Origin of the sequence: Shewanella sp. HL-SH8, from assembly GCF_051165765.1 — a bacterium.
In the GTDB taxonomy this organism is placed as follows: Bacteria; Pseudomonadota; Gammaproteobacteria; order Enterobacterales; family Shewanellaceae; genus Shewanella; species Shewanella glacialimarina.
This window is the reverse complement of the sequence record NZ_CP195039.1, coordinates 860,809-881,413: the sequence shown is the minus strand read 5'-3', so window position 1 is coordinate 881,413 and position 20,605 is coordinate 860,809. Positions and strand designations below refer to the sequence as shown.

The 20,605-nt window shown below is 40.4% G+C and carries 26 protein-coding genes; 19 read left to right on the top strand and 7 right to left on the bottom strand.

Going from position 1 to position 20,605, the window contains the following annotated elements:
- Positions 1-11: 11 nt before the first annotated feature.
- From ACRWQN_RS04025 to mlaF, 6 genes are all read right to left on the bottom strand, one after another.
- Positions 12-263 (bottom strand): BolA family protein, encoded by a 252-nt coding sequence (locus ACRWQN_RS04025; RefSeq protein ID WP_434939849.1) that lies wholly within the window; start codon positions 261-263, stop codon positions 12-14.
- Positions 264-336: 73 nt separating this feature from the next.
- Complete coding sequence (locus ACRWQN_RS04020) at positions 337-648, bottom strand: STAS domain-containing protein (protein WP_434928141.1); 312 nt, start codon at positions 646-648, stop codon at positions 337-339.
- Positions 645-1,298, bottom strand: a complete 654-nt coding sequence (locus tag ACRWQN_RS04015) for an MlaC/ttg2D family ABC transporter substrate-binding protein (RefSeq protein WP_434928139.1) — start codon at positions 1,296-1,298, stop codon at positions 645-647. Before ACRWQN_RS04015 ends, ACRWQN_RS04020 begins: the two co-directional genes overlap by 4 nt.
- Positions 1,299-1,308: 10 nt before the next feature.
- Positions 1,309-1,782 (bottom strand): outer membrane lipid asymmetry maintenance protein MlaD, encoded by a 474-nt coding sequence (mlaD, locus tag ACRWQN_RS04010; RefSeq protein WP_434928138.1) that lies wholly within the window; start codon positions 1,780-1,782, stop codon positions 1,309-1,311.
- A gap of 35 nt (positions 1,783-1,817) precedes the next feature.
- On the bottom strand, positions 1,818-2,603 hold the full coding sequence (gene mlaE / locus ACRWQN_RS04005; protein WP_434928136.1) for a lipid asymmetry maintenance ABC transporter permease subunit MlaE: 786 nt from the start codon (positions 2,601-2,603) through the stop codon (positions 1,818-1,820).
- The gene (gene mlaF, locus ACRWQN_RS04000) at positions 2,590-3,414 is read right to left on the bottom strand and encodes a phospholipid ABC transporter ATP-binding protein MlaF (RefSeq protein WP_226416042.1); all 825 of its coding nucleotides are present in this window, start codon (positions 3,412-3,414) and stop codon (positions 2,590-2,592) included. The genes mlaE and mlaF overlap by 14 nt, the downstream gene beginning before the upstream one ends.
- Positions 3,415-3,644: 230 nt before the next feature.
- Here mlaF and ACRWQN_RS03995 point away from each other — a divergent pair, with 230 nt between their 5' ends.
- The 15 genes from ACRWQN_RS03995 to ACRWQN_RS03925 all read left to right on the top strand — a co-directional run bounded on the left by ACRWQN_RS03995 (position 3,645) and on the right by ACRWQN_RS03925 (position 15,045).
- Positions 3,645-4,607, top strand: coding sequence for a calcium/sodium antiporter (locus ACRWQN_RS03995; RefSeq protein ID WP_434928134.1), 963 nt, complete (start codon positions 3,645-3,647; stop codon positions 4,605-4,607).
- Between the two features lie 34 nt (positions 4,608-4,641).
- The gene (locus ACRWQN_RS03990) at positions 4,642-5,619 is read left to right on the top strand and encodes a KpsF/GutQ family sugar-phosphate isomerase (RefSeq protein WP_434928132.1); all 978 of its coding nucleotides are present in this window, start codon (positions 4,642-4,644) and stop codon (positions 5,617-5,619) included.
- A 2-nt stretch (positions 5,620-5,621) separates the two neighbouring features.
- Positions 5,622-6,188 carry a 3-deoxy-manno-octulosonate-8-phosphatase KdsC gene (gene kdsC, locus ACRWQN_RS03985; RefSeq protein WP_434939848.1) on the top strand — a complete coding sequence of 189 codons (567 nt, stop codon included), beginning with the start codon at positions 5,622-5,624 and terminating at the stop codon, positions 6,186-6,188.
- The gene (gene lptC / locus ACRWQN_RS03980; RefSeq protein ID WP_434939847.1) at positions 6,185-6,745 is read left to right on the top strand and encodes an LPS export ABC transporter periplasmic protein LptC; all 561 of its coding nucleotides are present in this window, start codon (positions 6,185-6,187) and stop codon (positions 6,743-6,745) included. The genes kdsC and lptC overlap by 4 nt, the downstream gene beginning before the upstream one ends.
- Complete coding sequence (lptA, locus tag ACRWQN_RS03975) at positions 6,732-7,319, top strand: lipopolysaccharide transport periplasmic protein LptA (RefSeq protein WP_434928128.1); 588 nt, start codon at positions 6,732-6,734, stop codon at positions 7,317-7,319. The genes lptC and lptA overlap by 14 nt, the downstream gene beginning before the upstream one ends.
- On the top strand, positions 7,316-8,047 hold the full coding sequence (lptB, locus tag ACRWQN_RS03970; protein ID WP_226411414.1) for an LPS export ABC transporter ATP-binding protein: 732 nt from the start codon (positions 7,316-7,318) through the stop codon (positions 8,045-8,047). Before lptA ends, lptB begins: the two co-directional genes overlap by 4 nt.
- A 160-nt stretch (positions 8,048-8,207) precedes the next feature.
- Positions 8,208-9,701 (top strand): RNA polymerase factor sigma-54, encoded by a 1,494-nt coding sequence (locus tag ACRWQN_RS03965; protein WP_434928126.1) that lies wholly within the window; start codon positions 8,208-8,210, stop codon positions 9,699-9,701.
- A gap of 26 nt (positions 9,702-9,727) precedes the next feature.
- Positions 9,728-10,015, top strand: a complete 288-nt coding sequence (hpf, locus tag ACRWQN_RS03960; protein ID WP_226411418.1) for a ribosome hibernation promoting factor — start codon at positions 9,728-9,730, stop codon at positions 10,013-10,015.
- 2 nt (positions 10,016-10,017) lie between these two features.
- Positions 10,018-10,461, top strand: coding sequence for a PTS IIA-like nitrogen regulatory protein PtsN (ptsN, locus tag ACRWQN_RS03955; RefSeq protein WP_434928125.1), 444 nt, complete (start codon positions 10,018-10,020; stop codon positions 10,459-10,461).
- A complete protein-coding gene (gene rapZ / locus ACRWQN_RS03950; protein WP_434939846.1) occupies positions 10,458-11,315 on the top strand; it encodes an RNase adapter RapZ in 858 nt (285 codons plus the stop codon). The genes ptsN and rapZ overlap by 4 nt, the downstream gene beginning before the upstream one ends.
- A gap of 33 nt (positions 11,316-11,348) precedes the next feature.
- Positions 11,349-11,624 (top strand): HPr family phosphocarrier protein, encoded by a 276-nt coding sequence (locus ACRWQN_RS03945; RefSeq protein WP_434928122.1) that lies wholly within the window; start codon positions 11,349-11,351, stop codon positions 11,622-11,624.
- A gap of 350 nt (positions 11,625-11,974) precedes the next feature.
- Positions 11,975-12,124, top strand: a complete 150-nt coding sequence (locus ACRWQN_RS03940) for a hypothetical protein (RefSeq protein ID WP_226411426.1) — start codon at positions 11,975-11,977, stop codon at positions 12,122-12,124.
- Positions 12,125-12,155: 31 nt separating this feature from the next.
- Positions 12,156-12,404 (top strand): transposase, encoded by a 249-nt coding sequence (locus tag ACRWQN_RS03935; RefSeq protein ID WP_434939845.1) that lies wholly within the window; start codon positions 12,156-12,158, stop codon positions 12,402-12,404.
- Positions 12,405-12,751: 347 nt separating this feature from the next.
- Positions 12,752-13,741 carry an ABC transporter substrate-binding protein gene (locus ACRWQN_RS03930; protein ID WP_434939844.1) on the top strand — a complete coding sequence of 330 codons (990 nt, stop codon included), beginning with the start codon at positions 12,752-12,754 and terminating at the stop codon, positions 13,739-13,741.
- Positions 13,741-15,045: a diguanylate cyclase domain-containing protein gene (locus ACRWQN_RS03925; protein ID WP_434939843.1), complete on the top strand. Its 1,305-nt coding sequence runs from the start codon at positions 13,741-13,743 to the stop codon at positions 15,043-15,045. Before ACRWQN_RS03930 ends, ACRWQN_RS03925 begins: the two co-directional genes overlap by 1 nt.
- Before the next feature lie 62 nt (positions 15,046-15,107).
- On the opposite strand, the gene ACRWQN_RS03920 is transcribed toward ACRWQN_RS03925, so the two are convergent.
- Positions 15,108-15,713, bottom strand: a complete 606-nt coding sequence (locus ACRWQN_RS03920; protein WP_434939842.1) for a hypothetical protein — start codon at positions 15,711-15,713, stop codon at positions 15,108-15,110.
- A gap of 195 nt (positions 15,714-15,908) precedes the next feature.
- Here ACRWQN_RS03920 and ubiD point away from each other — a divergent pair, with 195 nt between their 5' ends.
- The 4 genes from ubiD (at position 15,909) to ACRWQN_RS03900 (ending at position 20,600) form a co-directional block, all read left to right on the top strand.
- On the top strand, positions 15,909-17,390 hold the full coding sequence (gene ubiD / locus ACRWQN_RS03915) for a 4-hydroxy-3-polyprenylbenzoate decarboxylase (protein ID WP_226411436.1): 1,482 nt from the start codon (positions 15,909-15,911) through the stop codon (positions 17,388-17,390).
- 136 nt (positions 17,391-17,526) lie between these two features.
- Positions 17,527-18,225 carry an NAD(P)H-flavin reductase gene (gene fre / locus ACRWQN_RS03910; protein ID WP_226411438.1) on the top strand — a complete coding sequence of 233 codons (699 nt, stop codon included), beginning with the start codon at positions 17,527-17,529 and terminating at the stop codon, positions 18,223-18,225.
- 184 nt (positions 18,226-18,409) lie between these two features.
- Complete coding sequence (locus ACRWQN_RS03905) at positions 18,410-19,948, top strand: methyl-accepting chemotaxis protein (RefSeq protein ID WP_434939841.1); 1,539 nt, start codon at positions 18,410-18,412, stop codon at positions 19,946-19,948.
- A gap of 73 nt (positions 19,949-20,021) precedes the next feature.
- Positions 20,022-20,600 (top strand): nucleoside triphosphate pyrophosphohydrolase family protein, encoded by a 579-nt coding sequence (locus tag ACRWQN_RS03900; RefSeq protein WP_434939840.1) that lies wholly within the window; start codon positions 20,022-20,024, stop codon positions 20,598-20,600.
- Positions 20,601-20,605 lie beyond the last annotated feature (5 nt).

Below are 20,605 nucleotides of genomic sequence, written 5' to 3'. Positions count from 1 at the left end.
TGGCTCTCTAATTACATATTGAAAAGTTTTTCACGCTTCCACTGGGTCGGCGTAAATGTCTTAATAGTTAATGCGTGCAGCTCGCCACTGGCAATATTATCTGCTAACGGTCCATATATTGCTTGTTGTTGTTTTACTCGGCTCATGCCATCAAAACATTCACCTACAGCAACAACTTTGAAGTGGCTACCATCAGCTGTAGCATGAACTTCTGTTAGTTCTAATGCTTCGGATAGAATTTGCTCAATAACTTTGCAATCCATGAATTTATACCTTTATTGCGATGTTAATCTAACTAAATTAACATCGTGAATGGTGAACTAAATGCCGATCAAATTAACGAGAATTATCAGCAAAAAAAGTGTGTAAATCGTATAGCTCAATCATTTTTTGTAATTGAGCCGCAGGATGCTGCAATATACGCGAAATAGTCCCTAAAGACATATCTTGCTCTGACATTACTAATCCTTTTAGTGCAAGCAGCATAGCAACGCCTGCGCTATCGACATAAGTCAAAGCGGACAAGTCTACCACTTGGGTAGATGCAGTAAACAGTTGATGTCGATTCGGCCACAAAAGTATGACCTCATCTTGCGTTAAACGCCCTTGCACTAAGCAAGTATCACCTTGCTGCTCAAACTGAATCACGCCGCTTTATCCTCTTTATCTAGTTTGCGATCAATTTTTTGCTTTGTTTTATCATTCAGCATAGTAATGACCGATTCAATGCCTTGCTGGCGAATTAAATTTGATATTTCAGATTGTTTTGATGCAAGTAAGCTGACGCCTTCTGCGACTAAATCGAATGCTTTCCATGAGTTATCTTTTAAACGACGCGCTTTGAATTGAATTTTAATCGGCGGACGACCTTGCTCAATAATTTGCACGCTCACTTCAACCATTTTCTCTTTACTAAAATTTGACGGCGGTTCAAATGCGACAGTTTGATCAGTATAAGCCGTTAACGCTTGTGCATAAGTGCCAATTAAATAACCTTTAAACGCTTCGACAAACCGTGTTCTTTGATCATCACTGGTTTCACGTAAATATTGGCCCATCACTTTATAGGCGGCATATTTATAATCGACATAGGGCATAAGTTCATCAGCCACAATAATTTTTAAATGGCTTAAGTCTTGATCGATTATCGCTTTATCTCTTTTAAAGCGATCAAAGGTTTGATTGGCCACTTGTTCGATTAACTTATATGGGTCTTGAGTATTAATTTCTGCCGCCCAGCTTTGAATACTGGTCAACAATATAACAGCGCTAACGATACGCACTAAAAATGCTTGCATAAAACCGCTCCTATTTATCTTTTGACGACATGCTATATAACAATTGACCAATAAGGTCTTCTAAAATCAACGCGCCGCGGGTGTCATCAACTTTGTCACCATCACCCAGCATGTCGATATCATCATCCATAAAACCTGGGGTTAAGCCAATAAACTGCTCACCTAACAAGCCTGATGTTAAAATAGATAGACTACTGGTTTCAGGAAAATGATCATAACGCTTATCCATAGTTAACGTCACTATGGGAACAAGCTTGCGATCATCTAAGGTGATGTCGGCCACTCGGCCAACAACCACACCACCGACCTTTACTGGCGCACGCACTTTTAATCCGCCAATATTATTAAATTCAGCAATGAGGGAATAATTATTATTTTGGGTATCGACTTTGACATTGGCTACATTAAAAACCAATACGCAAAATGCTAACACTCCTGACAATAAAAATAGACCAACAAGTAACTCAATCTTCCGTGTCAACATACGCTTAAACCACTTAAATAGTTAATAAATTAATCTTAATTTCCGAACATTAATGCTGTTAGCAAAAAGTCCAAAGCTAAAACAGCTAAACTGGCCTGCACTACCGTAGAGGTTGTCGCACGACTAATCCCCTCTGGATTAGGCTTCACTTCATAACCTCGATATAATGCAATCCATGTCACCACAATACCAAACACTGTACTTTTAATAAGGCAGTTAACAATATCCTGTCGCCACTCAACTGAAGCCTGTAATATCGACCAAAAAGCACCTGTATCAATGCCTTTCCATTCAACACCAACTAAATGCCCACCAAAAATACCGACTAAACTGAACATCATAGCTAATAGTGGCATACTGATTACGCCGGCCCAAAATCGTGGTGCTATGATTTGCCTGAGCGGATCGATGGCCATCATTTCTAAACTTGATAATTGCTCAGTCGACTTCATCAAGCCAATTTCAGCAGTAAGCGCAGACCCTGCTCGCCCGGCAAATAACAGTGCGGTAACAACAGGTCCAAGTTCACGCAGTAAGCTTAACGCCACCATAGGGCCTAGGCTGTCTTCGGTACCAAAACCGACTAAAATATTATAAGCCTGAAGCGCTAATACCATGCCAATAAATAAGCCTGATACAATAATAATAATCATTGAGCGCACGCCCAATACGTAGATTTGTTTAATCAGTAAGGGTAGGCCTTTTTTAGGGTTGGGGACATGGACTATGGCGCGCCATAACATCACGCCAGCCTTACCAAAACCCCCTACTAACCCAATGGCATAACGACCAATTGCAGCAATCAAATTAATCGGATTCACTCAACAACTCCTGTTGATAATCAACTGCTGGATAATGAAATGGTACCGGACCATCTGGCGCACCATCAATAAACTGTATCAGTTGCGGGTTATCAGATTTTCTCAATTGCTCAGGCGTGCCCTCTGCAATAACTTTTTTATCCGCTATCACGTAAACATAATCGGCAATGCCTAAGACTTCTTTGACGTCGTGGGACACCACCACTGAGGTTAACTTTAATGAATCTGATAATTCTCGAATTAACTTAACTAGCATACCCATTGAAATTGGATCTTGCCCCGCAAAAGGCTCATCATACAACACCATTTCAGGCTCTAAAGCGATAGCTCTCGCGAGCGCTGCACGACGCTGCATTCCGCCCGATAACTCACTAGGCATCATATAAGCTGCGCCACGAAGTCCAACGGCTTGTAATTTCATTAGCACAATCGAACGAATAATCGTTTCTGGTAACCCTGAATGTTCACGTAATGCAAAAGCGACATTATCAAACACATTCATGTCAGTGAACAAAGCACCACTTTGGAATAACATGCTCATACGTTTGCGCACTTGATATAGCTCAGTACGGGATAATTGATGCATATTGAGGCCATCAAATAATACTTCACCTGAATCGGGCGTTAACTGAGCACCAATTAATTTAAGTAAGGTAGTTTTACCAATACCACTAGGGCCCATAATAGCGGTGACTTTCCCTTTTGGGATCGTTAAAGAAATATCATCATAAATGACTTTCTCACCACGACTAAAGCCAAGGTGTTTAATTTCTACAAGCGGATTTTGCAACACGGTTGATGTCTCAGACATAATATTTGAAGAGATAGCTGCCATCCCGGCGCGTAAATGAAGGTTAAATTTTACGTGAATGTTGTTCACCTAACAACCTCATCACGATAAAAATACTCAAACCTTAAATGAAATTAATCTTAAACAAAGATTAATCGGCTGATTGATTAGCTTATTTATACTTATTGCAGCTTTCAATTTAGGTCATTTACAGGGAAAATGCTCATGTTCAAATAAATTGAAGGGATGACATGTTAGTTAATATTTTGATGCTTTGCGTTGGACTAGCAGTACTGGTAATAAGTGCTGACAAATTTGTTTATGGCGCGTCTGCATTTGCCCGTAATCTTGGCTTACCTCCCATGTTAATTGGGCTTACCATAGTCGCTATGGGCAGCTCTGCACCAGAAATGTTTGTTGCGGCAACGGCATCTATGGAAGGCATGAACGATACCGCCATAGGTAACGTACTTGGTTCAAACATTGCCAATATCACTCTTATATTAGGCATTACAGCTTTACTTGGGGCAATCAGCGTTAGCTCTAAAACCTTAAAACGTGAAGTGCCACTCATGCTTGCTGCAACTTTATTAGCGGGATATTTGATCCATGATGGTTTTCTGACACGGGTTGAAGGAATGATTTTAGTCGTGGCTTTCTTGCTTGTTATGGGCGGATTTATTTATCAAGCTTTAAGTAACAAAGATACTGACCCCCTTGATGCCGAAATCGACAGCGAGATCCCTAAAGATGTCCCTACTTTTAATGCTATCATGTGGATTATTATCGGCATTGTGTTTTTACCACTCTCAGCTGGTTGGATGGTAGACGGTGCTGTTGGTATTGCAAAAATTTATGGTTTGTCTGATTTAGTCATTGGACTGACCATCATTGCTGTTGGCACTAGCTTGCCAGAATTAGCGGCGTGTATCGCCGGAGTGTTAAAAAAAGAACACGATTTAGCCATTGGCAATATTGTCGGGTCTAATTTATTTAATATTCTTGCGGTTTTAGCTATTCCAGGGCTAATCTCACCAGGTGAGGTTGATGCCACAGCGGTAAACAGAGATTTTTACATGGTACTGGGCACCAGTGCCGCATTAGCAGTGTTAGTGTTATCCAGCGGTGCAAAGCGACAACTTACGCCTTGGCATGGCGTTTTATTACTATTAACCTTTGTGGCTTACCAATACGTTGTATTCAACGCTTCTTAATGGAGCACAAAGGACTTTACCAAGAGAGACATACATGGCAAACCAAACTCAATTTCGTCAATGGGGCCGTAAAGTCATTGATATTGAAAAAGCAGCACTTGAGCATCTCTACCAATTTGTAGATTCAGATGCATTCGGGCAGGCATGTGAATTAATCATGCAATGCAAAGGTAAAGTTATTGTAATGGGCATGGGAAAATCTGGCCACATCGGTAATAAGATTTCAGCCACATTTGCCAGTACAGGCACGCCAGCTTTTTTTGTTCATCCAGGAGAGGCCAGCCATGGCGACCTTGGCGCATTAGCTAAAAACGACATTATTTTAGCTATTTCGAACTCAGGTGAATCAAGTGAAATTTTGACATTAATGCCTGTTATTCAACGTATGGGCGTTCCTGTGATTGCAGTTACTGGTAAACCAGACTCTAATATGGCGAAGCTGGCAAAAGTGCATTTATGTATTGAAGTGCTAGAAGAAGCTTGCCCCCTTGGGTTAGCGCCAACATCAAGCACGACGGCGACATTAGTCATGGGAGATGCTTTAGCGGTCGCCCTATTACAAGCAAAAGGTTTTACCCGTGATGATTTTGCCCTCTCACATCCAGGGGGCTCTTTGGGCCGAAAATTATTACTCAAGGTTAATGATGTTATGCACCAAGGCAAAGATCTGCCCTTGGTACAGCAAGATATTTGTATCACTGAAGCCTTGTATGAAATATCAAATAAAGGCTTAGGTATGACCGCGGTTGTTGATGGTAATAATGTTTTAGTCGGTATTTTTACTGATGGTGATTTACGACGTGTTATCGATGCAGAAGTCAATCTTCGAACCACGCCTATTTCACAGGTTATGACCAAAAAATGTGTCACTAGCCCGGCTAACATTTTGGCCGCTCAAGCCTTACAAATAATGGATGAGAAAAGCATTAATGGTTTGATTGTGGTCAATGACGCACACCAGCCTATTGGTGCATTGAATATGCTCGATATGGTCAAAGCAGGAGTAATTTAAACATGACAATAAATACGCACACTCACCAAGGTTTTTATGGCCCTATTAGTGATGATATTTGGCTGCGCGCTCAAAAAATTAAACTGCTTATTTGCGGCGTTGACGGTGTTTTTTCTGACGGCCGTATTTACCTTAATAATAGCGGCGAAGAGTCTAAAGCATTCCATACACGAGACGGATATGGCGTTCGCTCAATATTAACCAGTGGCATTAATGTGGCGGTTATTACCGGACGAAAATCTAAAATTGTCGAAAATCGCATGACAGCTTTAGGCATCAAAGATATCTATCAAGGAATAGATGATAAATTTACTCCCTACGAGGAATTAATCAAAAAATATAACGTTACTGCTGAACAAGTAGCTTATATTGGCGACGACATGGTAGATTTACCTGTGATGAAAGTAGTAGGACTTGCTGTCAGCGTGGCCGATGGACATCCTTATGTGAAACAACATTGCCATATGATAACCACCATTAAAGGTGGTAATGGTGCCTTAAGAGAACTCACTGATTTGTTGTTATTAAGCCAAAATAAATTTGAAAGTGCCCATGGTATGAGCATATGAATCGAACCACACTGGCTATTTGTGCATTTTTTGGCTTAGCCTTGGTATTGTATTGGCAAGTACAAGTCAAACGTAACCAAATGGCGTTAATTAAAGATCCTAGAATTGAGCGACCTGATTTTGTGGCTGACAATCTTCGCACGACAGAATTTAATAAACTCGGGTTTATTGACAGCAAAGTTAGCGCCGAGCATATGGAACATTTCACCAGCACAAATACCACTTCATTTACTGCGCCTGTACTCCTTCTTTACCCTGAGAATGGTAAAGCGCAGTGGCAAATAACAGCTAAAAATGCGACCTTAGCTCAACATTCAAATGAAGTCAGTTTACATAACGATGTAGTAATTGATGCCATTGATATTGAAGAACCATTACAATCACTTGAAACTCAACAAGTCACCTTTAATTTAAACACTATGATAGGTCGTTCTGAAGAGTCAGTTACCATTAAAGGTAATGGTTTTATTATTCAAGGCTTAGGGCTATTTGCCGATCTCAATGCAGAACAAATTACCTTACTCAGCCAGGTAGAAGGGACATATGAACCACATTAAGTTTTTAACCACATTGCTCGGTAAAAGCAGTGTTATTTGCACTTTAGCGATTAGTGTATTAGCAGGCAACGCCGTAGCTAAAGAAGGCGATTTGAAGCAAGAGCTTAAAATTGCTGCCGTAAGTCAACGAGCAGACGTTAAAAATAATCAAATTATTTTTAACGGCCCAGTAAAAATTACCCAAGGCTCGATCAATATCGAAGCCGATGAACTGCGGGCATTTTCAGCTGAAAACGGCCAGACTAAAACGCTCATTGCGACCGGTAACCCTGCTACATTTTCACAAGAACTTGATGATGGTCGCATAGGTACAGCAAGCGCCAATGAAATTCGTTATGACTTAGCAACAACTGGACTGTTATTAACCGGTAACGCTAAGCTAGATCAAGCAGGCAGTAAAGTGACTGGTAACGTGATCCGTTACAATATCAATGCTCAGGAACTTATCGCTGAAAGTACCGGTAAAGGTGAAGATCGTGTTATTACCATTATTCAACCGGAAAATTTCCAAAATGATGAGTCACCAGCACAAAAATTACCTGAAATCCCGTTAAAAAAGCAAGGTAACCAATGACCCAAATTACCTTAACAGCTGAGAACTTAGCCAAAAGCTATAAAAGCCGTCAAGTGGTTAAAAGTGTCAGCTTAACTGTAAAAACAGGCCAAATTGTCGGACTACTTGGTCCCAATGGCGCAGGTAAAACGACCACGTTTTATATGGTTGTTGGTTTAGTCAAAAGTGACCATGGCCGCATTTTAATTGATGACGATGACTTAACTGCTGACCCAATGCATTTACGTGCGCGAAAAGGTATTGGCTATTTACCACAAGAAGCCAGTATTTTTAGAAAGCTCAGTGTGCACGATAATATTATGGCCGTGTTGCAAACCCGAAAATCGATGACTTCGGATGAGCGAATTCAGGAACTGGAGCATCTTTTAGAAGAATTCCATATTACCCATATTCGCGATAGCTTAGGCATGTCGCTATCTGGTGGTGAAAGACGACGGGTAGAAATTGCACGCGCTTTAGCAGCCAATCCTAAATTTATATTGTTAGATGAGCCCTTTGCGGGTGTTGACCCTATTTCAGTGATTGATATTAAGAAAATTATTCTGCAACTCAAACACCGTGGCCTAGGCGTATTAATTACTGATCATAATGTCCGTGAAACACTTGATGTGTGTGAGCGGGCATATATTGTTAGCCAGGGGAATTTGATTGCCGAAGGCACCCCAACTGAAGTACTCAACAATCAGCAAGTTCGAGCAGTATACTTAGGCGAACAATTCAAGCTATAGTTAATCTAAATAGGATCTGAAGCACTTGCTTGGCAAAATGTTTCTGGCGACTAAGTTAATTGATCGTGTATAGGTAAAGTAAAACCATTTGTTAAAAAATTGCGACTATCACTCACTTTAATCAGTGTAGAAAGCCGAATTCTTCTAGGGATCAGCAGTAATGAAAGCTTCACTCCAACTTAAAATGGGTCAGCACCTCACTATGACCCCACAGCTGCAACAAGCTATACGTTTGCTGCAGTTATCATCTTTGGAGTTACAGCAAGAAATTCAACAAGTATTAGATTCCAATCCTTTGCTTGAAATGGAAGATGAATTTTCAGCACTTAGCAACAAAAATGATAACTCAAAAGACCTATCAGAAACTGACTTCAATGAAGTAAGCGCACCTGTAGTCGAAAAAGACACTTCAAATGTCGACACCGCAGAGTCAATGACTAAAGAGCAAATGTCTGAAGACTTGCCAATGGACACTACCTGGGATGAAGTGTACAGCGCCTCCCCAATGGCAAGCCCTGGTTCGGGTTCTGGCAGCATGCCAAATGATGACATGCCCTTCCAAGGTGAAACATCCGAAGGATTATACGAGCATTTAGAATGGCAAAAAAATCTAACGCCTTTTTCTGAAACAGACCTCGCTATTGCCACAGCCATTATTGATGCCATTGATGACACAGGTTATCTCACCCAAAGTACTGAAGATATTTTAGAAGCTATGGGCGATGATTCTGTCGAATTAGACGAAGTCGAAGCGGTACTAAAACGTATACAACATTTCGACCCTCTGGGTGTCGCCTCACGTAGCTTAAGTGAATGTTTATTGATTCAACTTGTTCAGTTTGCCCCAGACACGCCCCATATTGATAATGCCAGAATGTTAATCAAAGATTATTTAGATTTGATTGCTGGACGTGATTTTCGCACACTCATGCGCAAAACTAAGCTAAAAGAAGATGAGCTGCGCGAAGCAATTGAATTAATTCAATCTTTAAATCCACGTCCTGGCACGATGATCACCCCACCGGATGATGAATATGTTATCCCAGACGTGTCAGTGACCAAAAAGAATGGCCGTTGGGTGGTTGAATTGAACCCTGATAACATGCCAAAAATAGGTATTAATCAACAATATGCCGCCATGGCAAAAAGCAGTAAGAGTTCAACAGACACTCAATTTATTCGAGGTCACTTACAAGAAGCCAAATGGTTTATCAAAAGCTTAGAAAGCCGCAGCGACACCCTGCTTAAAGTATCCAATTGTATTGTGCAATTTCAGCAAGGTTTTTTTGAGTACGGTGCTGAAGCCATGAAGCCTATGGTGTTGAATGACATAGCTGAAGCTGTCGAAATGCATGAGTCCACTATTTCGCGTGTCACCACACAAAAGTATATGCACACACCGCGCGGACTGTTCGAACTTAAGTATTTTTTCTCTAGCCATGTCAGTACTGATGATGGCGGAGAATGTTCGTCTACAGCAATTAGAGCTTTTATTAAAAAGCTGGTTGCTGCTGAAAACCAGAAAAAACCACTAAGCGACAGTAAAATGGCAGATCTTCTGGCAGAACAAGGGATTAATGTTGCACGTCGCACCATAGCGAAATACCGCGAAGCGATGATGATCCCTCCCTCAAACCAACGTAAGAGTTTATAATCTACCTAGGCAATTGGAGGATAAATATGCAAATCACCTTAACGGGTCATCATATTGAAATTACTGAATCACTAAGAGAATATGTCACAAGTAAGTTTACAAAACTTGAACGACATTTCGATCAGATCAATAATGTCCACGTAGTATTAAATGTCGAAAAGCAACAACAGATAGCTGAAGCAAAAGTCAGCTTGAATGGAGCTGAGGTATTTGCGACATCTGAACATGCTGATATGTATCACGCTATAGACGCCCTGATTGATAAACTCGATCGTCAGGTCATTAAACACAAAGAGAAATTAACTAAGCATTAATGATGGAACTTAGTACCATCCTGCAGCCGGAATGCACCTCCTGTGCCACACCGGGCAGTAAGAAAAAGGTACTGGAGCTTATCAGCGATTTAGCTGCAGCCCAGTACCCATCCCTCTCTTCACAAGAGATTTTTGAAAGCCTAGTGGCCAGAGAAAAAATGGGTAGCACAGGAATAGGCTCTGGCATTGCAATCCCGCATGGTCGTTTAACGTCCATCGTTCGCCCTATCGCGGTTTTTATAAAGTGCGAAGAAGCGATTTCATTTGATGCTATCGACAAACAACCAGTGGATCTCTTATTTGCATTACTGGTGCCAGCAGACCAGTGTCAGCAACATCTCAGTACCCTATCCTCAATGGCTGAAAAGTTATCGGATAAACATATTCTTAAGCAGTTACGAAAAGCAAGTAACTCAACTGAACTCTATCAGGTTATCACAGCATGAAATTAGTCATTGTATCCGGTCGTTCGGGCTCAGGTAAATCTGTCGCACTTAGGGTACTAGAAGACCTAGGTTACTATTGCGTTGATAACTTACCACTGCCCTTAATTGGACGGCTATTAGAACAGCTTAGAAACACCAATGAACTGGTGGCTATAAGTGTTGATGTTCGAAATATAGAAGAGCAAGGTAAAGTATTACAGCAGCAGCTAGCGTGGTTATCTGACGATACGGAAGTCATAAGCTTTTTTTTACAGGCAAGTGATGAGGCACTACTAAAACGTTACAGTGAAACCCGACGACTACATCCTTTATCGAAAAAGAATATGTCCCTACAAGATGCGATTCAATTTGAAGGTGAGCTACTAGCGCCTATTTCTGAATACGTAGACCATTTTATCGATACATCTAAGCTAAATATTTATCAACTTAGTGATCAAGTACGTGAAATTTTAATGGGCAGTGTTGATAAAGAGTTAGTGATCAATTTTGAGTCATTTGGTTTTAAATATGGCATGCCTGCCGAAGCCGATTTTATGTTTGATGTACGCTTTTTACCTAACCCACATTGGGAAATAGAATTACGCCCCTTTACTGGATTAGATGAACCCGTACAGGAATTTCTTGGCCAGCAACCGCTGGTAAATAAATTCATTTGGCAAATAGAAAACCTATTTGAAACATGGATGCCCCACTTAGAGCGCAATAACCGCAGCTACCTAACCATAGCTATTGGTTGTACTGGTGGCCAGCATCGTTCAGTTTATATCGCCGACCAGCTTGCTAAACGTTTTTCAAGTGGTAAAAAACATGTTGTTCAAGCAAGGCACCGAGAGCTTATAAATAAGCACAAATAATCGCAATAAAGTTACTTGTCGGAACTTAACTAAATGAGTCTTTTACAGCGCCAAGTCATCATATCAAACAAGCTTGGTTTACACGCACGAGCGGCGACCAAACTGGCTATTCTTGCTAATGCATTCAATGCCAATGTTACCCTGATCCAGGGTGATAAAAAGGCCAGCGCCGCCAGTGTTTTAGGCTTATTAATGCTTGAAAGTGGCTTAGGTAAAACCATAGATATCATAGCTGAAGGGCCAGATGCACAATCAGCGCTTGATGCTATATGCGATTTAATTAATGACAAGTTCGAAGAAGGTTGTTGATCCTAATCACTTCCCCCTGCGATTGAATCTACTTTTTCATCATGAACCCACCTTTGCTTTAAGATAACTAACCGTGTTTAATTTAACTTATTGAATTGCTTGCTTAACCAGAGTTAAGTTGAGGTTAAATTAATGCAGTTAGAATAATTTAAATCTCCCTCCGAATTAGTGCAATTGCACCATTATATTGCATACCCTACGACCACCACAGAAACCATAAAACCATAAAGCATTGAAAATAAATAAAAAAATAAATAAAAAAATAGTTGGCACGCTCTTTTCATATAGTAATTAGTACCTACAAAGTGGTACTAGATTTAAAGCTAGCAAGACTTATTGGAGAGAACATTATGCGAAATACACAATTAACCTTAAATACGATTAATACTGTTTTTGGACATACTCTTAAATTGGCTAGCCCAATTTTTACAAAAATTCAGCAACACTACACATTTTTTGCCAATGTTGGTTTTAGTCAATGGGAAGTTGAAAAACGATAAATATCATCATTCAAAAAAGTGGACTTTGATTATGAAAAAATACCTAAGCAATCGTTATCCAGACACACTAATCAATCAAGTGGTTAATCAAGTCACTAACCATAACCGCTTGTTATCAGAAGTAGCCAAGGAATATGGCGTTTCATCTAGAGTGGTATACCAATGGGTAAAATCAACGACTGGACCCGTTGAGGTTAAAAAAGATCTACTCACAGAACAAATAGCCTCTTTACAAAGGCAAATACAAAGCTTAAATAAACAATTGCAAATGATAGCTTAAACCAGTTTCGGCAAGGGTGTTTGGATATATTCAATTATTCCCCAGTAATGGAATATATCAATGCAAACAACAACCACACATAATAATATGGCGCTAGAAGCCTAATAGTGACGCACTAACACCCTTGCCACTTTATTCACACCACAAAAACAGTATTTAGCCTACTTTAATTGTGAGGATACTTTTACCGTTAACACCTGTATTAACGTAATAAGGGTTAGTAAAAACAAGGTTTTAAATACGACTTTTGACTGACTATTATGCAATACTCAATTTTTTCCTCAACAACTCAGCAAACATATCTTTTAGCAGCTACACTTACTATTATTAACTAAAATCAATTATGTATGAATTTTCAACTCCCAGTATTTATATTGCTTGTTGTACTATTATCAGCATGTCAGCCCGATTCTACGGTTACCCCACAAAACAGTACGGTTAATGTTATCAAGATTGCAGTGTCTAATACTCCCTTATCGGCGCCTTTATTTATTGCACATAAAAAGGGGGTTTTTAAGCAGCATGGCTTAAATGTTGAATTAATTGAACACGAAGGTGGGGTAAAATGTTTTGAAGCACTCATCACTCAACAAGTCGACTTTGCCACCGCATCAGAAACTGTAGCTATGTTTAATAGCTTCTATCGTAGCGACTTTGCTATTTTAACCAGTTTTGTTGAATCTGATAATGATATTAAATTAATCAGCTTGTCCGCGAAAAAGTATCAAAATCTAGCGAGTATTAAAAATGCCAAAATAGGTATCATCAAAGGTAGTGCCAGTGAATTCTTTTTTGATAGCCTACTGATACTTCATCATCAGCAAGACTTGCCTTTAGAAAGGGTCTACCTGAAACCTAATGAGCTATTAGCTGCGCTAGAAAACGGTGAGGTAGATGCTATTTCAGCCTGGGAGCCATTGGGTTATCAAATATTACAAAGGAGTCAAAGCGCTAACCAGGTTATGAGTACCAAAGGGCTGTATAACTTATCGTTTAACCTGCTCGGGTTAAAACAAAATCAAGTTAGTCTGAAAGATCGTCAAAGTTTACTTAAAGCGCTCAGTGATGCAATTGACTTTATTAGCGAGAACCCTACTGAATCGCAACTCATTGTCAGTCAAACATTAGACATGGATTTGCAACAACTGCGTTATTTATGGAAGGATTACTCTTTTCGAGTATCATTAAGTAATGCGTTAGTTTCAAACATACAGTCACAAGCCCAATGGGCAATTGACAATAGATTAGTCCTTAAAGATAATCGAATTGATGTCAGGATGATTATTGATAAACAGCTATTTGAATCCGCTATCAGTCAGCATCAGGATGAGCATTAATGACACTTGCGACACGACTAAAATTAACCGCTATTTTGTGTGCATTGTTAACGCTTGCAGTTGGTGAGGCTTTATTTCGAGCACACAACTACCAGCAGAAAATCTATCAACAACTTAACCATTCAATGCAAATTCAACTCAGCATTGACAGCCTTCGAAGCCAATTATGGCTTTATGAAGAATACGCTGACAAACTCAGTTTAACAGAGCTAAATGCCAGACAAGCTAGCTTAGCATTTGAGCTATCACAAAACATGCAGTGGAATACTAAGCAACAGCAAGTATTAGATAACCTAAATCGCCTTAACACCAATGTTAGAGTGCTATTTAATACTCAGCAGATCTCAAAAAATGGCGAGACACCTGCAAAAAGAACCTCCACCTCAGTGCGGTTACTTAAAGTAAAATACAGTATGAATATTGAAAGAATGACTGAGGATATGTATCGTCTGCATCAACTGACCATTTCACAGGCAAAACAAACCCAACAATCTTTACTCATATCTATTTCTCTGGTCGTATTACTACTCTCTGCCATAGCAACCCTTTGGTCATCTATCACGCTGATTAGATTTAAACGCGGCATGAAAGCGCTTAATGACGGCATGCGAAAATTAGCTGCCGGTGACTTAGAAAGCCGTATTGCCTATACGCTGAAAGATGAGTTTTCCGAAATGAGCGACAATTTCAACCATATGAAGTCCTCATTACAGAACATCACAGTCAAAAAAGATCAGCTCACACAAGAGGTTGCCAGGCAAACCGCAAAGCTAACCGCACAGCAAGCCAAACTGACTTATTTAGCTGAACACGATGAACTTACCTCGATTTACAACCGCAGGGCCTTCATAAAACAAATTGATATCGCCATTGCCAGAGGCATAAGAAGAGATGACAAGGCTGCATTATTGTTTATTGACCTCGATAGATTCAAAATTATTAATGATACTTTAGGCCATCAAATGGGGGATGAAGTATTAATAACCATAGCTCAACGACTCACTTCTCACCTTCGTAGCAGCGACTTTGTGGGCAGGTTGGGTGGCGATGAATTTGTTGTATGGTTAGATTATATTGATGATGTGCATGATATTATTGCAAAAGTTAATCAGATAATCATGCTGATAGAACAGCCTATAATAGCCAATGGTGAAACACTCAGTGTGGGGGCAAGCATTGGTATAAGTCAGTTTCCATTACATGGTAATAGTAGTGGTAGCCTTGTTACCGCCGCAGATACAGCCATGTATCTGGCAAAACAAAATACTCATAACCACTACTGCTTATTTCAAAATATCAATTAAATCCGTTAGTCAGATGACATTAACAACCTATTTTGGCTGTACCTTTCATCGTTTGTATCCCTTTACTCTACTTTGATATAAGTTTCTGTAGACCAGTCATAGACATATCTGACCCCTTGCCACTCGTATAAAGTTTTCCCTTCGAGCTGAATCACTCTAGCATTTTCAGGTAAGGTTTTTATGCCACGGTCATATTGGATGGATGTGGTTGTTCTTTCTGGCGGAGTAACCACAACAGGTTCGACTCTGACCTCACGTCTAGGATATTCGTTGTATCGATTATAGTCATTTCGATCATAATCATAGTTTGCACGTCTGTTATTATACCAAGGGTCACGCCATCCCCAATCATTTCCCCATCGATAACCAGAACTCCAGCCAATGCCAATATTTGGCCCCCAGTGATTATTCCAGCCAGCCCCCCAACGCCAAGGGTCTTGGTAGCCATATTGATTACCTTGTCGATAGTATTGTCGATGGTTTGATTGATAGTGTTGTCGATGACCCTGCTGATAACCTTGGCTAATACTCTGTTGCTGACCAATAGATGAGTCAGTATCTTGATTGAGCAGATCGAACCTTAATGGCTCTTGTGCCAGAACGAAATGGCTACTGCTAATAAAAATCGCAAACAGCAGCGTCTTTACAATATTGATTTTCATGATCATTTAACGTTACATCCCGGTTAATACATACATAGCTTTGTCAATGTCAAACCACCCAACTTCAGTTTACACCTAAGCCTCTTAATCACACATAAATAACGTACATATGACACCCCGATAGGGATCAAATGGCTTAACCTCAAATTATAAAAATGCTATAGTGCGCGCCACATCGAATTGCATATATAGGCGGTAGGTATGAGTTTCAAGGATTTACGCAGCTTCATTAACCATCTTGAAGCCAATGGTGAGCTCAAACGTATTAGTCATCCAGTTGACCCTCACCTTGAAATGACTGAAATAGCCGATAGAGTATTACGCTCCGGTGGCCCAGCCTTGTTGTTTGAAAACCCAGTTAATAATTCTATGCCTGTTTTAGTCAATTTATTTGGCACACCTAAACGTGTTGCTATGGCCCTAGGTAAAGAAGATCCGCTAGCGCTGCGGGAAGTTGGTGAATTATTGGCATTTTTAAAAGAGCCAGAACCACCAACGGGTTTTAAAGACGCTATTTCAAAGATCCCAATGTTTAAACAAGCGTTAAACATGCCGCCTAAAACAGTGCGTAATCCACCTTGCCAAGAAGTCATAAAAACCGGTGACGAGGTTGATTTAACCTCTCTACCAATTCAACATTGTTGGCCGGGAGACGTCGCACCTCTGGTTACCTGGGGATTAACTATTACCAAAGGTCCACGTCAAAAACGCCAAAACTTAGGTATTTATCGTCAGCAGCTTTTGGGTAAAAACAAACTCATTATGCGCTGGCTAGATCATCGCGGTGGTGCATTAGATTTTAAAGATTTTAAACAAAAACACCCGGGAGAAAACTATCCAGTGGTCGTTGCACTGGGAAGCGATCCAGTCACTATTTTAGGTGCGGTAACACCAGTACCAGATTCTATGAGCGAATATGCCTTTGCGGGGCTTTTACGTGGCGAACGTACTGAAATATGTAAAGCAATCAGTTGTGATTTAGAAGTGCCCGCTACCAGCGAAATCATCCTAGAAGGCTATATAGCCCCCGATGAAGTTGCCGAAGAGGGCCCCTATGGCGACCATACCGGTTACTACAATGAAACCGATGCCTTCCCAGTCTTTACGGTAACGCATATTACTCACCGTAAAGATGCTATTTATCACAGCACCTATACTGGCCGCCCACCTGATGAGCCTGCCATGTTAGGCGTAGCACTCAATGAAGTCTTTGTGCCCATATTACGCAAACAATATCCAGAAATTATCGACTTCTATTTGCCGCCAGAAGGCTGCTCATATCGCATGGCGATTATCTCTATTCGTAAGCAATACCCTGGCCACGCTAAGCGAGTCATGATGGGTGCTTGGTCATTCCTACGTCAGTTCATGTACACCAAATTTATTGTGGTAGTCGATGACGATGTAAACTGTCGCGACTGGCAAGATGTCATCTGGGCAATCACAACGCGTATGGACCCTACACGTGATACCGTACTGATAGACAATACCCCAATTGATTACCTAGACTTTGCCTCGCCAATCGCTGGTTTAGGCTCAAAAATGGGCTTAGATGCTACCAATAAATGGCCTGGTGAAACCAATCGCGAATGGGGTACGCCGATAGTAATGGATAAGGCTGTTAAAGAGAAAGTTGATCAAATGTGGGAACAACTGGGTATTGATGGTCAAGCTACACTATAGAGTATGTTAATCTGTCGAAATACACTTTGATGATGAAAAAGTAACATCTCAGTAAGACGTGAGTTAAGAGTAACTAAACGCTATAATTTAGCAAATGATAAACCACCTTCAAAAGAAAGGGCTTAAAGGACGTTAGATGAAAACCATTCGTTGTCAGATTAAAAAAATCACCCCGTTTAATGACGCTGTATTCCAGGTCGTTCTTAAACCTGACACTGCTTTTGATTTTAAAGCGGGTCAGTATCTAAGTATTGTTATGGGTGAAAAAGACAAACGTCCTTTTTCTATTGCATCAGCACCCAATGCCGATGAAATTGAATTACATATCGGTGCTGCGGTAAGTGAAAGCTATCCAATGCAGGTGGTAGAGCGCTTAAAAAACGCTACTCACATTGATATTGAAGCCCCCGCTGGTGATGCCTATTTTCGCGAGGACAGTATCCGTCCGCGTATTTTGATTGCAGGCGGCACAGGTTTTTCATATATCAAAAGTATCATTGAGCACCAAATTGCTATCGGCGAAAAAGTACATACTCATTTTTATTGGGGATGTCGTACCGAAGATGCTATGTATTATCAAGCTATCGCACGTCAATGGCACCAAGCCCATGAGTGGCTAGAGTTTATACCTGTTATTGAACAGGCCGATGCAAATTGGACAGGCAAACAAGCCAATTTACTGGAACAAATTAAGCAAGATTTTATCAGCCTTAATGGATATGACGTCTATATTGCTGGACGATTCGATATGGTAGGCGCTGCGCGTGAAGTATTTAGAGCCCAAGGTATCGAAGAAGCCCATCTTTATGGTGATGCTTTTGCATTCATAAAGTAGTTATTGATATATTTAAAGCTTCTTTAAAACCGACTCTCTGAGTCGGTTTTTTTATTGATAATGCTAACTTAATACCTCTTTAGTAAGATCTAACGTGAAAGTTATCCCTTCATCATCTAATATTGGTAATAACAAACAATTAAAGCCTACGCTGTGCGTATGTTAAACATTATGGAAGTATCTGATGCGAAACAAGCCCATTATTAATAAGGAAGTTGAACTAAAAGCGGGCGATGAGTTGGTGTCAATAACCGATACTCGCGGTATTATTACCTATGCAAACCCCATTTTCATTCGAATATCGGGTTACAGTGAGCAGGAGCTTGTTAGCCATAACCATAACCTAGTACGTCACCCCGACATGCCAGCAGAGGCATTTAAAGAGCTTTGGGATAAATTAAAAGCGGGTGAATCTTGGCGTGGTATCGTTAAAAATCGTTGTAAGGATGGCAGTTATTATTGGGTTGATGCTTTTATATCCCCTCTATTTGAAAATGGTAAAGTAATCGGTTATCAATCTGTTCGGATAAAAGCAAAGCCTGAATATATTGCTAGGGCCACTAGCTTATACGCCAAAATCAAACAGGGTAAAAAGCTTTCTTCACCCATGAGTTTCAGCCATAAAAAAACGGTCGCTGCTATAATAATCATGACAGCTGTTATCGCAATGGCAGTGATGTTCAATATTGGCACCGCACTCTTCACCCTGGCGTTATCCATTTTAATGGCCGTTCTTTTCAAGGAGGAGCTGTTCACTATTCCCGCTAAAATACAGCAGTTACAGCAAAAATATGACTCAGTAAGTCGTTTGGTATTTTGTGGTAACGGCAACAGCACTGTATTAGATTTTCAGCTGATCCTTAATCAGGCAAAAATGCAGGGAGTACTTGGGCGTGCGCAGGACCAAGGTAATAACCTTGATCAAATAGCCAATGAACTTGTTGCCTCATCTAAGCAAGCTAATCGCAGTATTGAGCAACAACAGAATCAGATTAATCATATAGCTACCGCGATAGAAACAATGAACAACACGGTGTCAGATATGGCACAACACGCCTTATCGACATCACACCATGCAGAAGAAGCCCAACTGGTCTGTGTTGAAAATCGTCAAACCATGCAAAACAATAAGAAACAAATTGAACTGCTAAGTCATTCAGTGACCACAGCGGCTGAAAATTCGCATTTACTAACCAAAGAAGCGGAAAATGTGTCTAATGCGATGCTTGAAATCAACGGTATTGCTGAGCAAACAAATTTACTGGCACTAAATGCCGCCATTGAAGCAGCCAGAGCCGGTGAACAAGGCCGAGGTTTTGCCGTCGTTGCTGATGAGGTTCGCGCCTTATCCAGCCGAACGCAGCTCTCCACCGATACTATCTCTAAAAGTATTCAGTCAATGCACACCATGCTACATGACTGGTCTGTTCAAATGCAAAACAGTAAGCAACAAGCCGAAGTTTGTGCAAATGAAATGGGTCAAGTGACTGAAAAATTTGATCAAGTGTATCAACGCATGAGTGAAATAAATCAGTTTACCCAGCAAAGTGCGGTGGCAACAGAGCAACAAAAAAATGTAACCGTTGAAATGACCCATAATATTCATCAAATAAGTCAGCTTAGCCAAAGTAATGTTGATAATTTAAATGTGATAGGATCGGCGGCAATAAACATTCAGCATCATGCTGAAAAGGCCAAAGGCTTACGTAATACATTTGGGTAACGTTATTAAACCTAATATAGTTACCTTATCACCCAATACATGAACGACTCATTACCCATTTATAAGGTTCCACATGCAATTAAGTCAGTTAACTCAGCCTATTTTTGATCACCTTTACCATGATATTTTTGAATTTCGCAGCACATTTGACCTTCCAGTTGCTGACGAATCAAGTTTAGACAGTAAAGCAGATACCCTTCACACCTCGCTTATTATTGAAGAGTTAACTGAGCTAGCTGAGGCAGATTGTAAAGTTGAACAGGCTGATGCCATTGTTGACTCTGTATATGTGTTAATGGGTCGTTTAGTCCACTTAGGTGCGTCTCAGGTAAGTGAACGTTTAGAAATTAGCTATCTGATTGATCTATTGTTAAATGTGGCTAAAAACCGTGAAATAGATTTTATAAAATGCTGGGATGAAGTGCACTCAAGTAACATGAGTAAAGTGTGTCGCAATCAACAAGAGTTAGATGAAACGATTGCTCATTACGCCAAACAAGGCGTAGAAATTGTTGGCAGTCAAAAAGGTGAGTTTTTAATTGCTAAGTGCGCTAAAGATGTTGAAATGGCGGGTAAAACCGTTCGTCAAGGCAAGGTATTAAAGTCAGTTTATTATCGCCCAGCAGATTTAACATCGTTAGTTAAAGGTTAAGGCTT

Coding starts and splice junctions, on each gene's coding strand:
- lptA (WP_434928128.1), top strand. CDS start 6,732: ATGAACCACATTAAGTTTTTAACCACATTGCTCGGTAAAAGCAGTGTT.
- ACRWQN_RS03930 (WP_434939844.1), top strand. CDS start 12,752: ATGAATTTTCAACTCCCAGTATTTATATTGCTTGTTGTACTATTATCA.
- ACRWQN_RS04025 (WP_434939849.1), bottom strand. CDS start 263: ATGGATTGCAAAGTTATTGAGCAAATTCTATCCGAAGCATTAGAACTA.
- lptC (WP_434939847.1), top strand. CDS start 6,185: ATGAATCGAACCACACTGGCTATTTGTGCATTTTTTGGCTTAGCCTTG.
- mlaF (WP_226416042.1), bottom strand. CDS start 3,414: ATGTCTGAGACATCAACCGTGTTGCAAAATCCGCTTGTAGAAATTAAA.
- hpf (WP_226411418.1), top strand. CDS start 9,728: ATGCAAATCACCTTAACGGGTCATCATATTGAAATTACTGAATCACTA.
- rapZ (WP_434939846.1), top strand. CDS start 10,458: ATGAAATTAGTCATTGTATCCGGTCGTTCGGGCTCAGGTAAATCTGTC.
- ptsN (WP_434928125.1), top strand. CDS start 10,018: ATGGAACTTAGTACCATCCTGCAGCCGGAATGCACCTCCTGTGCCACA.
- ACRWQN_RS03920 (WP_434939842.1), bottom strand. CDS start 15,713: ATGATCATGAAAATCAATATTGTAAAGACGCTGCTGTTTGCGATTTTT.
- ubiD (WP_226411436.1), top strand. CDS start 15,909: ATGAGTTTCAAGGATTTACGCAGCTTCATTAACCATCTTGAAGCCAAT.
- ACRWQN_RS03935 (WP_434939845.1), top strand. CDS start 12,156: ATGAAAAAATACCTAAGCAATCGTTATCCAGACACACTAATCAATCAA.
- ACRWQN_RS04015 (WP_434928139.1), bottom strand. CDS start 1,298: ATGCAAGCATTTTTAGTGCGTATCGTTAGCGCTGTTATATTGTTGACC.
- ACRWQN_RS03990 (WP_434928132.1), top strand. CDS start 4,642: ATGGCAAACCAAACTCAATTTCGTCAATGGGGCCGTAAAGTCATTGAT.
- ACRWQN_RS03900 (WP_434939840.1), top strand. CDS start 20,022: ATGCAATTAAGTCAGTTAACTCAGCCTATTTTTGATCACCTTTACCAT.
- ACRWQN_RS03925 (WP_434939843.1), top strand. CDS start 13,741: ATGACACTTGCGACACGACTAAAATTAACCGCTATTTTGTGTGCATTG.
- lptB (WP_226411414.1), top strand. CDS start 7,316: ATGACCCAAATTACCTTAACAGCTGAGAACTTAGCCAAAAGCTATAAA.
- fre (WP_226411438.1), top strand. CDS start 17,527: ATGAAAACCATTCGTTGTCAGATTAAAAAAATCACCCCGTTTAATGAC.
- kdsC (WP_434939848.1), top strand. CDS start 5,622: ATGACAATAAATACGCACACTCACCAAGGTTTTTATGGCCCTATTAGT.
- ACRWQN_RS03945 (WP_434928122.1), top strand. CDS start 11,349: ATGAGTCTTTTACAGCGCCAAGTCATCATATCAAACAAGCTTGGTTTA.
- ACRWQN_RS03940 (WP_226411426.1), top strand. CDS start 11,975: ATGCGAAATACACAATTAACCTTAAATACGATTAATACTGTTTTTGGA.
- ACRWQN_RS03965 (WP_434928126.1), top strand. CDS start 8,208: ATGAAAGCTTCACTCCAACTTAAAATGGGTCAGCACCTCACTATGACC.
- ACRWQN_RS03905 (WP_434939841.1), top strand. CDS start 18,410: ATGCGAAACAAGCCCATTATTAATAAGGAAGTTGAACTAAAAGCGGGC.
- ACRWQN_RS03995 (WP_434928134.1), top strand. CDS start 3,645: ATGTTAGTTAATATTTTGATGCTTTGCGTTGGACTAGCAGTACTGGTA.
- mlaD (WP_434928138.1), bottom strand. CDS start 1,782: ATGTTGACACGGAAGATTGAGTTACTTGTTGGTCTATTTTTATTGTCA.